We start from the raw sequence: 13,582 nt of genomic DNA on the forward strand, positions 1-13,582 counted from the left end.
TTTTTCTTTTACGATAAAATTAAGCATTATAATTTCTTTGACCAAATATAGAACTACCAACTCTTACCATATTACTTCCATTTTCTATAGCAAGCATATAATCTCCACTCATTCCCATTGATAAAGTTTTTAGTGATGGGGTTTGAGTTTTAAGTTCGTTAAAAAAGGTGTTTAGTGATGAAAATTCTTCTTCTAACTGTTTCTTATTGTCTGTAAATGTGGCCATTCCCATAAAACCGGTAATTTTTATGTTCTTTAATTCTGCGAATGCTTCTGATGCTAAAATTTCATTTATTTCATCAAAAGACAAACCAAATTTGGTGTCTTCTTTGGCTATTTTTACTTGTAATAAACAGTTGATAACTTTATCATGTTTTTTTGCTTGCTTGTTGATTTCCTTTAAAGTAGAGAATTTATCAACTCCATGAATCAAATCTACAAAATGTGCCATGTACTTTACCTTATTGCTTTGTAAATGACCAATCATATGCCATTGAATGTCTTTTGGTAAAGCATCATATTTATCCACCATTTCCTGAATTTTATTCTCACCAAAAATACGCTGACCAGCAGCATATGCTTCTTGCAAGTCTTCTAAAGGTTTGGTTTTAGAAACAGCAACTAAAGTTACATTTTCTGGAAGTGATTGTTTTATTTCTAATAGATTTTCTTTAATCATGTTTTCTTTTTTTGTTATTCAGACGAAGATTCTAAATATTAGGTATGGATAAAACTTCTCAATCGTTTTAAAAACTCATTTCGAAATGACAGTTGTTGTTATAAACTAACTGTCACTTCGAATGAAATTATTTTTTCAAGAATCTTGTATTGATAATTTTTTCTAATTCTTTAACAAAGCAATAATCTGATTTGCTAATTCAACTCCAATTCTATCTTGTGCTTCTTTGGTTGCAGCGCCAATATGAGGAGTTAAAGAAATTTCTGGATTCATTAATAATTGTACTGCTGGAGTAGGTTCTGTTTCAAAAACATCTAAACCTGCAAATTGTACTTTACCGCTTTCTATAGCTTTTACTAAATCTACTTCGTGTAAAATACCACCTCTAGAGGTATTTATTATACCTACACCGTCTTTCATTTTTTCAAATTCTGATGCCGTAATAATATAATCTTCTTGATCTGGCGTATGTAAAGTAATAAAATCCGACTCTTTTAAAAGTTCTTCTTTATCTACAGTTTCAATAATAAAGGTAGTTTTTTGTCCGTTAAAAAACTCTAAAGTAATTGGTGCACTTGTAACTTCATCATCAGTTGCTAAAACATTCATTCCAACACCAATAGCAATTTTTGCCACTTCTTGACCAATGCGTCCAAAACCGATAATACCAATTGTTTTTCCTCTTAATTCAATTCCCTCAGAGTAGGCTTTTTTCAATTCTTTAAAACGAGAATCTCCTTCTAAAGGCATTTCTCTATTTGAAGAATGTAAAAAACGAGCCATCCCAAAAAGGTGTGCAAAAACTAATTCTGCCACAGATCCAGATGAAGCTTTTGGTGTGTTAATTACATGTAAACCGTTGTCTTCTGCATATTCTACATCTATATTATCTAAGCCAACACCACCACGTCCAATTAATTTTAGACTTGGGCAAGCTTCCATTAATTCTTGTCTTACTTGTGTTGCGCTTCTTACTAAAATTGCATCAACATTGTTTTCATTGATATAATTTTCTAACTGATTTTGTGCTACTTTTATGTCTAGTACTTCAAATCCTCCTTTTTCTAAAGCATCTATTCCGCTTTTAGAAATTCCATCGTTTGCTAATATTTTCATTCTTACTATTGGGGTCATTCTTAATGTTGAAATGTGGCTATCTTAACGTAAGATTCCTTTATTTCAATCGGAATGACGATTTTTATTTTATTTTTGAATTCTTTCTAACTCTTGCATCGCATCAACCAAAACTTGTACGCTATATAAAGGTAAGGCGTTGTACATACTTGCTCTATAACCACCAACACTTCTGTGTCCATTTATTCCGCTAATTCCTGCTTCTTTACACATGGTATCAAATTTCTCCTTTAAAGAATCATCTGTTAAAGTAAAAGTAGCATTCATTGTACTTCTGTCTTCTTTGGCTACAATTCCTTTAAACAACGGGTTTCTATCAATTTCAGAGTATAAAAGGGCTGCTTTTTTATTATTTACTTCTTCAATAAATTCAATTCCGCCTAAATCTTTTAACCATTGTAAGGTTAACATAGAAACATAGATTGCAAATACAGAAGGTGTATTAAACATACTATCTTTATCAATATGAATTTGATAGTTTAACATAGAAGGAATATGTCTTTCTACTTTACCTAAAATTTCTTCTTTAATAATGACTAAAGTTGCACCAGCTGGCCCCATATTTTTCTGAGCACCTGCATAAATAAGATCGAATTTTTCGAAATCTAACTGACGAGAAAAAATGTCTGAACTCATATCACAAACCAAAGGAATATTGGTTTCCGGAAAATCTTTCATCTGCGTACCAGCAACGGTATTGTTACTTGTGCAGTGAAAATAATCTGCATCTTCTGGTATTGTATATCCTTTAGGAATATAGTTGTAACCTTTGTCTTTAGAAGAACCAACTTCTACAACTTCTCCAAAAGCTTTTGCTTCTTTAATTGCTTTATCTGCCCAAGTACCCGTATTTAAATACGCTGCTTTTTTATCTAACAAATTGTAAGCAACCATTAAAAACTCTAAACTTGCACCACCTTGTAAAAACAAAGCTTTGTAACCTTTATTTTCTAATCCTAACAATTCTAAAGCTAAAGAACGTGCTTTTTCTATTACTTCTACAAAAGGTTTACTTCTGTGAGAAATTTCTATTAATGATAAATTATCATCATTAAAATTTAAGATTGCTTCTGAAGCTTTTTGCAATACTTCTTGTGGTAAAATACAAGGACCTGCACTGAAATTATGTTTTTTCATACTCTTAAGTTCAATATTTAATGTTTTAGATTCAAAGTTGTAACACTTTGCGAACTTTGCGAAAAACTGAGCGTCTTCGCGGTTTAATTTAATATCCCTTTGTAAGGGTTATATTGTTGATAAAAATTCTAATGTATTTACACCATCTGCGTAATCTGTTAATTCAGGATGTTGTGTTTGCCCAAAAGCGATTTCATTTTCTATAAAGTCTTTGGCAACAATACATTGAATTTTATCTTTATCTTGATGTAATTTTATTTTTAAATCTGTTTCATTGTCGTAATATTCATAGAAAATAGTAGCAATAGGAGAGGCATAGCTTTCGTCTTCTTTAATCATTAGAAAACCGTTTTCTAATAAATCAAACAAGCTCATTAAATACACCGCTTTGTTATAATCGTAATTATTCGCATATTTTGCGTTTTCAATCATGTCTTTTTTAGCATACATTCCTGTAAAAAAAGCATCAAAATTATAGCCTTTAGGCACATATAATTTAGAAACAGATCTACAACCTAAACCAAAATATTGAAAAACATCATCCGATAATTTAATAAAATCTTCTTCGGTTTCTTTTCCGGTGATTACTGCCACGGAATTTCTACTTTTTCTAATAATATTTGGTTTATTCTTGAAATAATATTCAAAATAACGCGCAGTATTATCGCTTCCGGTAGCGATAACAGCATCAAAATCGGTTAGTTTTTCTTCCGTAAAAGTGATTTTTCCCTTAAAAGTAGGTTCTACATACTCTAAATACTTCGCTAAAAAAGGTAATAAGTGTTTATCACTAGAAGATTGCTTAACCAATACTGAATGCCCAGATATTAATACCGATAAAAAATCATGAAATCCTACCAAAGGTATGTTTCCAGCCATTACAATCGCCACTTTTTTTGATGGTTTAATAGTTGAATCTAAACTTTTGGTAAATGTATTTAAGTTATTTTCTGTTAGTGATTTATGTAGGCTATTTAAGGAGAATAAAACATTATCTTTTGTAAACCAAGAGTTCTTTTCTTGTGCTAGTTTTATTTGATGTAAAAAGCCATCAAAAAAGATTTCATTATGTTCAATATTATCGATTTTTTTTATTTTATCAATAGAAAACTGACCTAAAAAGGCGCCTAATTTTGCGAAAGCAATAATTCTGTTTTGAATACTATCCATTTATTTTGGTTGTCTATTATTTTGGCTTTATTTTTGCAATTGCAAAGGTACAAAAACAGAACAGAAAATTATGGCAATTATAATAACAGATGAATGTATAAATTGTGGGGCATGTGAACCAGAATGTCCTAACACTGCAATTTACGAAGGAGCAGATGATTGGAAATATTCAGACGGAACAGATTTGAAAGGAAATGCAGTTTTACCAAATGGTAAATCGGTAAATGCCGACGATGTTCAAGAACCAGTTTCTGATGAAATCTATTATATCGTTCCAGATAAGTGTACAGAATGTAAAGGTTTTCATGATGAGCCACAATGTGCTGCAGTATGTCCTGTAGATTGTTGTGTACCAGATGACGACGTTGTAGAAACAGAAGAAGAGTTGTTAGCTAAGCAAAGCTTTATGCATAACGACTAATAAAATATTTTTATAATATTATAAAAGCCCCAAATCAATCAGATTTGGGGCTTTTACTTTATAAATACCTTTATAGTAGTTGTTTAGAAAATATCTCTAGAATAGTAAATCTAGATCAAACGAATAAATATTACCTAAATCATCAGAGAAAAAGATAAATTTTGATTTTTTAGAAAAAAAAGGATCTTTACTAGAAGTAACATCACCATTTTTTCCTTTTATTTTTGTTTTTAATCGAATGAGTTCTTTAAAAATATATTTATTTTTCGTTTTTGTAATTTCATTTACAGAAATATAATATCTATTATTTTCTTTGTTTTTTACAGAATGCGCTTCAAATATTTTTCCGGATGTTACATGATTAATAATTGGTCTACTGGGACTTTTTCCTTTCTTAAGAGGCTCATACGGAATGTTTGTCCAATTTCCTTTTTTATCTCTTATTCTTAATACAAATTGAGGTTGATTAATTTTATCAACACTATTTTTAGAAGCAATCATTATTTCTCCATTTTCAAAAACGGTTGCGTTTAAATGATCATCTGCGTTATTGTTTCCTTGTTGAATAATGATTGGTGGAAACCATTTATCTAATTTATTTCCGTCATAATGAATTCGTTCGTAGATGGTTTGTGTATTTTGATTAGACCAAATTACAGATAGTTGGTTTTCTAATTTCGCAATTAAAGAAATGTCATCTTTATTTATATTATCAGCAATCGTAAATGGTGTAGACCAATTTTTTTCGTCTAAAGAATGCCAAACCATTATGGTTTCATTCATATCTGCACAAACCCAAAATTCATTTTAGAATCTTGGGTAATCGTTGCAGTTTCTATAGAATGACAGTTTTTAGGAATAGAAAGCGTCTGTTTCCATTGAATTTTGTATTCCTCTTTTGAATAAGTCATTTTAACAACACTCAAATTACATTCATCCACTAAGACAATATGTACATCATTCTCTTTCTTAAAAACATCAGCTTTACGGGGTAAGTTTGTCAACTGCTTATTAATTACCGTTTGAGGAGACCATCCTGAAATATCTTTTTTTAATAACTTAGGTCCATCTTTATCACCAACAATTAACCATTGTCCATGCTCTGTAGCCCATGATTTAGCAAGTGAAAGAATTACTAGATGCTGGGGTAGATTTTATTTTGACTGATAATTTGGAAGAAATGTTAGAAGCTTTTTCCTTAATAAAAATAAGTATTTAAATATATAGTAACCTTTATAAAAATCATTATAATTTATGAAAAAGTATGTAATCATTTTAGGACCTTTTTTGTTTTTTCTTGTTCTACTAATAAAAAAGAATTTGAGCCTAACAAGACTTCTGTAAAATTGTAGATGAATTTGTGATTAAAAAATAGTTAGATAAAATTATATTTTAAGGCATAAAAGCATACTGTTTTTGTTTAAGTAAATACCCAACGTTCGTTTACGTTGGGTATTTATTTAATAGAGCGTTTTAAAGTAGATTTATACTTAATTATATTGTTCTAAATATTGACGAATTAAAACTTTATTTTTCCAATTAGAAGCGTCATAAGCTTCTTTAGTCATATAAGTAGTTCTTTTTTTATAGGCTTCTTTAATTTCTTCTTTGGTCTTCTTTTTAAAGCTATCAGCATCAAAATCGGTGATATTATTTACAAAGGTTTCTCTGTCTTCACTGACGTTTATTTCTACTTTAATATTAAATTTTACCTTGTTTTTATCTTTGGCATTTTCTATAAATTTTATAGGTCTATCTATGTATGCGTAGTTCGTTTTGGTTTCTTTTATGTAGGAAGTGTATATTTTATCATCTTTATTTTTTTCATAAAAAACAGTTACATGATGTTGGTTTTCAGAAAATTTGATTCCAAATAAAAACTTTAAATTCAAATGTTGTCCACGTTTTCCATCAGCATATTGGTATGCTATTTTTTTGATGAAGAAATCAGTAGGATCAATATACATTTTACCCGAATATTTAGATTTTGATTTGTTAGGAGTAAATGAAACTACATAATACTTTTTAGTGCCTAATATTTCATTTTCTTCTAATTGATGTTCATAATATTTCTGATCAAGAAAATTCTTTTGATTAGAAGCATTAAAAAATACAGTTCTATATTTTATATTTCTAAGTGGATAACTTTGGTTGTAATCACTAAAAGTATTGTCTTTTGATATTGAATCTGTAACTCTAGCTGTTTCCGCCATAGACAATGAGTCTTCTAGTTTAAAAAGTCCAGATTTTACTTTATATGTATTTTTAGAGTTCAAATGTTTTAAAACGACGTTTTGAAGCCTTTCCGTTATGTTTTCTAAGGTTACACCGTTTCCTATATCTATTTTTTTAAACCCTTGAATAGCGGTTACTTCGTAAGAATCTACTTCTTTTTTTCGTTCTTCAGAATAGAATTTTTTATTTAAAATAGTTGCTTTAAACTCCGTACCAAAAGCAGGATTTTTTTCTTGAAGATTATCAGCAAATTGCATTAATTCTTTTTCTGCTAATTTTCTTTTTTTTCTACTTAAAAGTGAACTAGCATTTAACTCGAATTCTAGTTTTTTAAAATCTAAATTTTGATTTTCAATAGCATATACATCTTGTTTTACAGGTGATGAAAGGTAGTTTTCTTTCATGTTTTTAGCTGTTTTTATCAATAAGCTATCTAAAGTAACTTTGGTTAAGTTTAGTTGAAATTCATCGAGTAGATTTACGTCTTCTTGTAAGTTTACTACGTAATGATTATTTATTAGTTGCCTTTTTGTAATGGTTTTTGGTTGATAGCCTAAGCAAGAAATAGTAATAATTTTTACGTTATCTAAGTTTAAAGTATAATTACCTAATTCATCTGAAGTTGAACCAGATTTTTTGTCTGTTAAAAGTGCTGCTTTCTCAATTGGATTTGAAGAATTTAGACTGATGATTTTACCTGAAATTGTTTGAGAGTTCATTACTATAATATTTAAAAATAGTACTGAAAAAGAGAGTAGTTTTTTCGTCATAAAATGTTGATTTTTTTATAAATGTATTGTTATTCTTTATTTATAAATAAAAATCATTTTAAGTTTAACAAAGTATTATATTTGCATTCTTAAAACTTTAAGAGAGTTTATTAATTTTAAGTTAAAAAACTTTCTTTTGAAGCAAAAATTATTTAGATGAAAGCCGGAATTGTAGGATTACCAAACGTAGGAAAATCAACTTTATTTAACTGTTTATCAAATGCAAAAGCGCAAAGTGCAAACTTTCCTTTTTGTACCATAGAACCAAATTTAGGAGTTGTAAACGTGCCAGATACACGTTTAGAGAAATTAGAAGAATTAGTTGTTCCAGAAAGAGTTCAGCCTGCTACTGTAGAGATTGTAGATATTGCTGGTTTGGTAAAAGGAGCAAGTAAAGGAGAAGGTTTAGGAAATCAGTTTTTAGCAAATATTCGTGAAACAGATGCTCTTTTACATGTAATTCGTTGTTTTGATAATGATAATATTATACATGTAGATAATTCTATAGATCCTGTTAGAGACAAAGAAACAATAGATATTGAACTGCAATTAAAAGATTTAGAAGCTGTAGAAAAACGTTTAGAGCGTGTAAAGAGAACAGCTAAAACTGGTAATAAAGAAGCGCAAGCAGAATTAGTAGTTTTACTTAAAATTGAAGAAACTTTATTAAAAGGTGTTTCTGTAAGAACTTTAGATTTTACAGAAAAAGAAATGGAATTTGTACAACCATTACAATTTATCACTTTAAAACCAGTGTTATATGTTTGTAATGTTGATGAAGGTTCTGCCGTTTCTGGAAATGCATATGTAGAAAAAATTAGAGAGGCTGTAAAAGATGAAAATGCAGAAGTTATTGTATTAGCAGTTGGTACAGAAGCAGATATTACAGAATTAGACGATTATGAAGAAAGACAAATGTTTTTAGCAGATATTGGCTTAGAAGAAGCGGGTGTTTCTAGATTGGTTCGTTCTGCATATAAATTATTAAACTTACAGACTTATTTTACTGCAGGTGTAAAGGAAGTTAGAGCTTGGACAATTCCTATTGGTTCTACAGCGCCTCAAGCTGCAGGAGTGATACATACAGATTTTGAAAAAGGGTTTATTAGAGCAGAAACAATTGCTTATGAAGACTTTGCTACTTATGGTTCTGAAGCGAAAGTAAAAGAAGCTGGTAAGATGAAAGTAGAAGGTAAAGAGTACGTTGTTAAAGACGGTGATATTATGCACTTTAGATTCAACGTGTAATAACAAAACGAAATACAGAACTTGGTTCAAAATTTTACATATATAGAAAATCCAATGAAATTTCATTGGATTTTTTTTGTGATAATTTTAAATAGAAACTTTACAATAACTTCTCCTTTTATAAAATCACTTTATTCTATTTCAAATTTTTTATTATTGTTAGATGCGGATAGAATCCACCTGTTTTTTATATCCAGCAATTAGAATCTATAGCTCTATTTTGGGTTTTCAAAGCATAATTAAAGTTTTTAATTCACTAATTATAGGTCTAATTATTGTTGTTTACATATAATTATGATGTAATTAAAACATATAAAGCAACACTTCTTAACAAGGAATCCACTACATTTAAGTATTGCCAATTTTGGCGATATCAACTGTTATTAATAAGATTTAATTATGTGGTTACGTGTTAGTTGTAATTTGGCTTTTGATATAGATATACCCACTCCTTTTATTTTAAGATTACGCCCTCGAAGTGGAGCAGAACAGTGGATTGAGCGTGACGAATTTAAAATAACACCCAATATAAAAATCATTGAATTTACAGACGATTACGGTAATTTGTATCAGCGTTTTGTGGCTCCGGTAGGTAAATTATCTATTTATACGAGTTCAGACGTAAAGACTTCTGAATTTGTAGATGTCAATTTTGATGCACCTTTTATAGAAATAGAGCAACTACCTAATGATGTCCTTTGCTATTTATTACCAAGTAGGTACTGTGAGTCAGATCGTTTTAATGATTTAGCAAATTCTATTACTCTAGATAAACCCGCTGGTTATAAACAAGTATTTGCAATAGAAGAATGGCTGAGAACTAATATAAGTTATATTCCAGGAAGTAGCGATTACCCTATTTCTGCCACAGAAGTGTATCAGAAACGCTCTGGAGTTTGTAGAGATTTAGCCCATTTAGGTATAGCATTATGCAGAAGTTTAAGTATTCCTGCTCGTATGGTCGTTGGTTATTTACACCAATTACAACCTATGGATATGCATGCTTGGTTTGAGGCTTATGTTGGTGGGCGATGGTATACTTTTGATGCTACTCAAATCGGACAAAAAGGAGGGTATGTAACTGTAGGTTATGGTCTTGATGCAGTAGATGTTGCTATTTTTAATCAATTTGGACCTGTTGCTCATTCTTTAGAACAACGTATTAATGTGGTACAAATTAAAAATTAATAAATTTTTATTGTAATATTATTAGGATGTTGTTTCAATTATGTACTCGTATTTACTACTTCAATATTCCTATAAAAATAGCAATATAATACAGCCCCGTCAATATAAAAACCACACCAGCAACAGTACGCATTACTTTTTCTATTTTGGTGATTTTGTTGTAAAACAGACCAACTTTACCGGCTGTAAAAGCTAATAAATATGTAAAAAGAATAACAGGTAAACCTGTGCCAAATGCAAATATTATGGGTAAATACAATCCATCTACAGATGCTATTGTCATTGGAATTAACATTCCAAAAAATAAAGCGCCACTATACGGGCAAAATGCCAATGCAAATACAACACCAATTAAAAAAGAACCTAACAGACCTTTATCTTTAAATTTATCAGATAATTTCTCTTGAAAATTAGATTTTCCTAAAAAATTTAGTTTGATAATATTCAGCATAATCAAACCGATAATGATTAATAAAGGACCTAAATATTTTTCTCCATTCTGATTAAAAAAACGTGCAATATGGAATTTACTTGCTCCAAAGTATAAAATCAATCCAATAACAGTATAACTAAAACTGCGTCCTAAGGAATATAATAATCCGCTTAAAAAAACTTTTCGCTTGCTCGCTATATTTTTAGAAATAAAAGCGGTTGCCGTAATATTGGTAGCCAAAGGACACGGACTAATAGCTGTCATTAATCCGAGTATTAAAGCAGATAAAATTGGGATGTTATAATTATCTATAAGAGATTGTAAAAACTCCATTTATAACATTTTTAGTTGCTTGTCTAATTTTGATTTTAGTTCTTTAGAAAAAGCATCTTGGTCATTTCCGTTCATAAAAGCAAAATCAGTTAAGTTTATTTGTGTTTCTTTTCCGTTTTTTATCACATTTATAATTAATGCAGTTCCGGCAGCTTCAAATTTTTCGGCTACTTTTTCATTTTCTTTTTCATCAACATTAATCACTTGAAAGGTAATTTTATTTTCTTTTAATTCTTTCGAAAAATACGTGTTTAAAGTATATTTAGTATTTTTTTCAATGGCATTACAAGTCATACAACGGTGTGTAGAGTGGAAATCTATAACCTCTATTTTAGAAGTTGATTGATCTAAAGATTGCTCTTTATTTTTCTTTTCTCCGCTGCAAGCGCTTAATATTAAGACGAATGTTAGTACTGATAAAATTTTAATTATTTTCATTTGATATATATTTATAATTTATTCTTTTCTCTAGACTTTTTCATCTGTTGTTTCAAACTCTAGTGTATTATTATGTTTTATTAACTCCTCTTTTATGTCTCTATTTTATTTCTTTAAGTTTTCAGAACAATATGCATACACAAGATTTAACGCAATACCATTAAAAAAAGAGTGGTTAATATCTTTAACACTTAATGAAGCTGAGGTCTGATTATGTATGTGTGACATATAGAATTTTATAGTATTAAATTGAATAGAAATCCTGACAAAATGATTGCAATAGTAACTACACCAAAAAAGATAGCAATTAATTTTAATGACATTACTTTTTTAAGCATTGTAGCTTCAGGAATAGACAAACCTACAGTTGCCATCATAAAAGCAATTGCTGTACCTAATGGAACACCTTTAGCAACAAAAACTTGAATTATTGGTACAATACCAGCAGCATTTGCATACATAGGTACTGCAACGATAACAGCAAGAGGAACTGTCCACCATTGGCCACCACCTAAATAAGTATGAAAAAAGTTTTCTGGTACAAAACCATGCATTGCTGCACCAATAGCAATTCCTATAATTATATAAAGTAGAACACCTTTTACAATATCCCAAGCGGCATTTGTTATTTCTGGTAATCGTTGGTAGAAAGTTTGTTTTTCTTCTTCTTCATATTCAGCATGATTTATTTTATTGTCAAGAATCTTTTTTACCCAATCAGAAAGCAATGGTTCTAGGTTAAATTTACCTAATAACCAGCCACCAATACTCCCTAATAAAATACCTGAAATAACGTAAATTAAGGTAGCTTTTACTCCAAATAATCCTAAAAACATTGCTATAGCCACTTCATTTACCAAAGGTGAAGTAATTAGAAATGCAAAAGTAACTCCTAACGGAATTCCGCCTTGTACAAAACCAATAAATAGCGGAACTGAAGAGCAGGAGCAAAAGGGAGTTATTGCTCCAAAAATAGATGCAAAAAAGTATTCTAAACCATAAAGTTTTTTTCTATGTAGATACTCTTTTAATCGTTCAATAGGAAAATATGCATTTACAATTCCCATTATAAAAACGATAAAAAATAAAAGAATTAGAATTTTAATGGTGTCATACACAAAGAAATTTAAGGCAGTTCCTAAATGCGTATCTGCACCAATATTAAAAATGGAATAAATTAACCAATCTGCAAAATTTTGTATCCAATCAAACATTTTCTAAAGTTTTAATGGTTCCAGAAATAGCACAAGATAATTTTATGGTATTGTAAATAGTACCAAATTTTTCGATGTTCTTTTTTAGTAAATCTACATTTAGTTTTTTATCGTTGCTGTAAATGTTTAAATTGTAGATGATATTATCCATCCTTGGCGGACTTTCTAAACGTGTTGCTTTTACTTCAAGGGTAGCTTTTAAATAGGTAAAATTCATCATACTAGAAAAACGTTCTACATTTTTTAGCATGCATGCAGCAAACGAGCCTAAAAATAATTCAGCCGGATTCGGTAAAGTATCAGCATTTTTTAAAGTTGTACCAAAATTAATATTCGATTTTTTTATATGAATAACAGCATCTTCCTTTGATTGGGAAGAGGCTTTAATTTGATAATTCATAGCTTGAGATTTAAAGATCAGTCAATAAATACTGACTTTTTGTTTAAATAATTTTTTGTTTTATAATGGTTAGTAATATTATTATTAACAGTTCTAGTGCAGTCGAGAACTATTAAACCATATAAAGAGTTTTCGACTGCGAGCAACCAAACATATTACTTATTTAAATTACTACTATATTATTTTAATAGTGCCAATACTTCCTCTTTAGAGGGAATTCTTCCTTTAATGCTAATGACATCATTAATAACTAATGCAGGAGTCGTCATTACATTATATTTCATGATTTCCATAATATCTTCTACTTTTTCTACAGTAGCATTAATGTTGTTTTCTGCAATTACATCACTAACAACGGCTGTCATAGATTTACATTTTGGACAACCAGTTCCTAAAATTTTAATTACTTTACTCATAATAGTTTTATTTGTTTATCGCCTATAAGCGATTTGATTATTAAAAAAATATCACTCAAAAAATTGTTGAAATAACGATTTAGCGACAGTCCAATTTTCTTGATTGATACAATACTTTATTTTGGGTGGTTTTAATTCTCCCTGAATTAAACCTGCATTTTTTAACTCTTTTAAATGTTGAGAAATTGTTGATTGTGCCAAAGGAAAAACTTCTACCAAATCGCCTGTAAAACAACAGGATTGATTTTCTAAATGTTTTAAAATAGCAATACGAGTTGGATGTGCCAAAGCTTTTGCAAATCTTGCTAAGGCTTCCGTATTTTCTTTGTATTCTAAGGGGTCTAAATTTCTTTTCATAATATCTAT

The 13,582-nt window shown here is 29.6% G+C and carries 16 protein-coding genes; 3 read left to right on the plus strand and 13 right to left on the minus strand.

The features are described 5' to 3' along the window. Window positions 1-19: 19 nt before the first annotated feature. From H0I28_RS04140 to H0I28_RS04155, 4 genes are all read right to left on the minus strand, one after another. Window positions 20-679 (minus strand): YggS family pyridoxal phosphate-dependent enzyme, encoded by a 660-nt coding sequence (locus H0I28_RS04140; protein ID WP_218760636.1) that lies wholly within the window; start codon window positions 677-679, stop codon window positions 20-22. 162 nt (window positions 680-841) lie between these two features. Beyond that, a complete protein-coding gene (locus tag H0I28_RS04145) occupies window positions 842-1,795 on the minus strand; it encodes a D-2-hydroxyacid dehydrogenase (protein ID WP_218761577.1) in 954 nt (317 codons plus the stop codon). An 87-nt stretch (window positions 1,796-1,882) separates the two neighbouring features. Then, window positions 1,883-2,950: a 3-phosphoserine/phosphohydroxythreonine transaminase gene (gene serC, locus H0I28_RS04150; protein WP_218733637.1), complete on the minus strand. Its 1,068-nt coding sequence runs from the start codon at window positions 2,948-2,950 to the stop codon at window positions 1,883-1,885. Window positions 2,951-3,058: 108 nt separating this feature from the next. After that, window positions 3,059-4,120, minus strand: coding sequence for an acyl-CoA reductase (locus H0I28_RS04155; protein ID WP_218760637.1), 1,062 nt, complete (start codon window positions 4,118-4,120; stop codon window positions 3,059-3,061). A 70-nt stretch (window positions 4,121-4,190) separates the two neighbouring features. On the opposite strand from H0I28_RS04155, the gene H0I28_RS04160 reads away from it, so the two are divergent. Then, window positions 4,191-4,541 (plus strand): 4Fe-4S dicluster domain-containing protein, encoded by a 351-nt coding sequence (locus H0I28_RS04160; protein ID WP_068448123.1) that lies wholly within the window; start codon window positions 4,191-4,193, stop codon window positions 4,539-4,541. A gap of 96 nt (window positions 4,542-4,637) precedes the next feature. Here the strand turns inward: H0I28_RS04160 and H0I28_RS04165 are convergent, their stop codons facing one another. The 3 genes from H0I28_RS04165 to H0I28_RS04175 form a co-directional block, all read right to left on the minus strand. Beyond that, on the minus strand, window positions 4,638-5,324 hold the full coding sequence (locus H0I28_RS04165; RefSeq protein ID WP_218760638.1) for a hypothetical protein: 687 nt from the start codon (window positions 5,322-5,324) through the stop codon (window positions 4,638-4,640). Then, a complete protein-coding gene (locus tag H0I28_RS04170; protein WP_218760639.1) occupies window positions 5,321-5,545 on the minus strand; it encodes a hypothetical protein in 225 nt (74 codons plus the stop codon). Before H0I28_RS04170 ends, H0I28_RS04165 begins: the two co-directional genes overlap by 4 nt. A gap of 486 nt (window positions 5,546-6,031) precedes the next feature. Further along, window positions 6,032-7,495 carry a carboxypeptidase-like regulatory domain-containing protein gene (locus H0I28_RS04175; protein ID WP_218760640.1) on the minus strand — a complete coding sequence of 488 codons (1,464 nt, stop codon included), beginning with the start codon at window positions 7,493-7,495 and terminating at the stop codon, window positions 6,032-6,034. Window positions 7,496-7,702: 207 nt separating this feature from the next. Here H0I28_RS04175 and ychF point away from each other — a divergent pair, with 207 nt between their 5' ends. Both ychF and H0I28_RS04185 read left to right on the plus strand, forming a co-directional pair. Further along, window positions 7,703-8,794, plus strand: a complete 1,092-nt coding sequence (ychF, locus tag H0I28_RS04180; RefSeq protein WP_218733657.1) for a redox-regulated ATPase YchF — start codon at window positions 7,703-7,705, stop codon at window positions 8,792-8,794. Window positions 8,795-9,193: 399 nt separating this feature from the next. Beyond that, window positions 9,194-9,982 (plus strand): transglutaminase family protein, encoded by a 789-nt coding sequence (locus H0I28_RS04185; protein ID WP_218760641.1) that lies wholly within the window; start codon window positions 9,194-9,196, stop codon window positions 9,980-9,982. A 55-nt stretch (window positions 9,983-10,037) separates the two neighbouring features. Here the strand turns inward: H0I28_RS04185 and H0I28_RS04190 are convergent, their stop codons facing one another. The 6 genes from H0I28_RS04190 to H0I28_RS04215 all read right to left on the minus strand — a co-directional run bounded on the left by H0I28_RS04190 (window position 10,038) and on the right by H0I28_RS04215 (window position 13,573). Beyond that, window positions 10,038-10,748, minus strand: a complete 711-nt coding sequence (locus H0I28_RS04190) for an aromatic aminobenezylarsenical efflux permease ArsG family transporter (RefSeq protein ID WP_218760642.1) — start codon at window positions 10,746-10,748, stop codon at window positions 10,038-10,040. Continuing rightward, window positions 10,749-11,186 (minus strand): nitrophenyl compound nitroreductase subunit ArsF family protein, encoded by a 438-nt coding sequence (locus tag H0I28_RS04195; RefSeq protein ID WP_218760643.1) that lies wholly within the window; start codon window positions 11,184-11,186, stop codon window positions 10,749-10,751. Between the two features lie 236 nt (window positions 11,187-11,422). Continuing rightward, window positions 11,423-12,400, minus strand: a complete 978-nt coding sequence (locus tag H0I28_RS04200) for a permease (RefSeq protein WP_218760644.1) — start codon at window positions 12,398-12,400, stop codon at window positions 11,423-11,425. After that, window positions 12,393-12,800, minus strand: coding sequence for an OsmC family protein (locus H0I28_RS04205; RefSeq protein ID WP_218753026.1), 408 nt, complete (start codon window positions 12,798-12,800; stop codon window positions 12,393-12,395). The genes H0I28_RS04200 and H0I28_RS04205 overlap by 8 nt, the downstream gene beginning before the upstream one ends. A gap of 179 nt (window positions 12,801-12,979) precedes the next feature. Beyond that, the gene (locus H0I28_RS04210; RefSeq protein ID WP_218760645.1) at window positions 12,980-13,216 is read right to left on the minus strand and encodes a thioredoxin family protein; all 237 of its coding nucleotides are present in this window, start codon (window positions 13,214-13,216) and stop codon (window positions 12,980-12,982) included. A gap of 51 nt (window positions 13,217-13,267) precedes the next feature. Continuing rightward, a complete protein-coding gene (locus H0I28_RS04215) occupies window positions 13,268-13,573 on the minus strand; it encodes a helix-turn-helix transcriptional regulator (protein WP_218760646.1) in 306 nt (101 codons plus the stop codon). Between the last annotated feature and the right edge of the window lie 9 nt (window positions 13,574-13,582).

The sequence above is a fragment of the Polaribacter sp. AHE13PA genome (genome assembly GCF_019278505.1).
Lineage (GTDB): Bacteria > Bacteroidota > Bacteroidia > Flavobacteriales > Flavobacteriaceae > Polaribacter.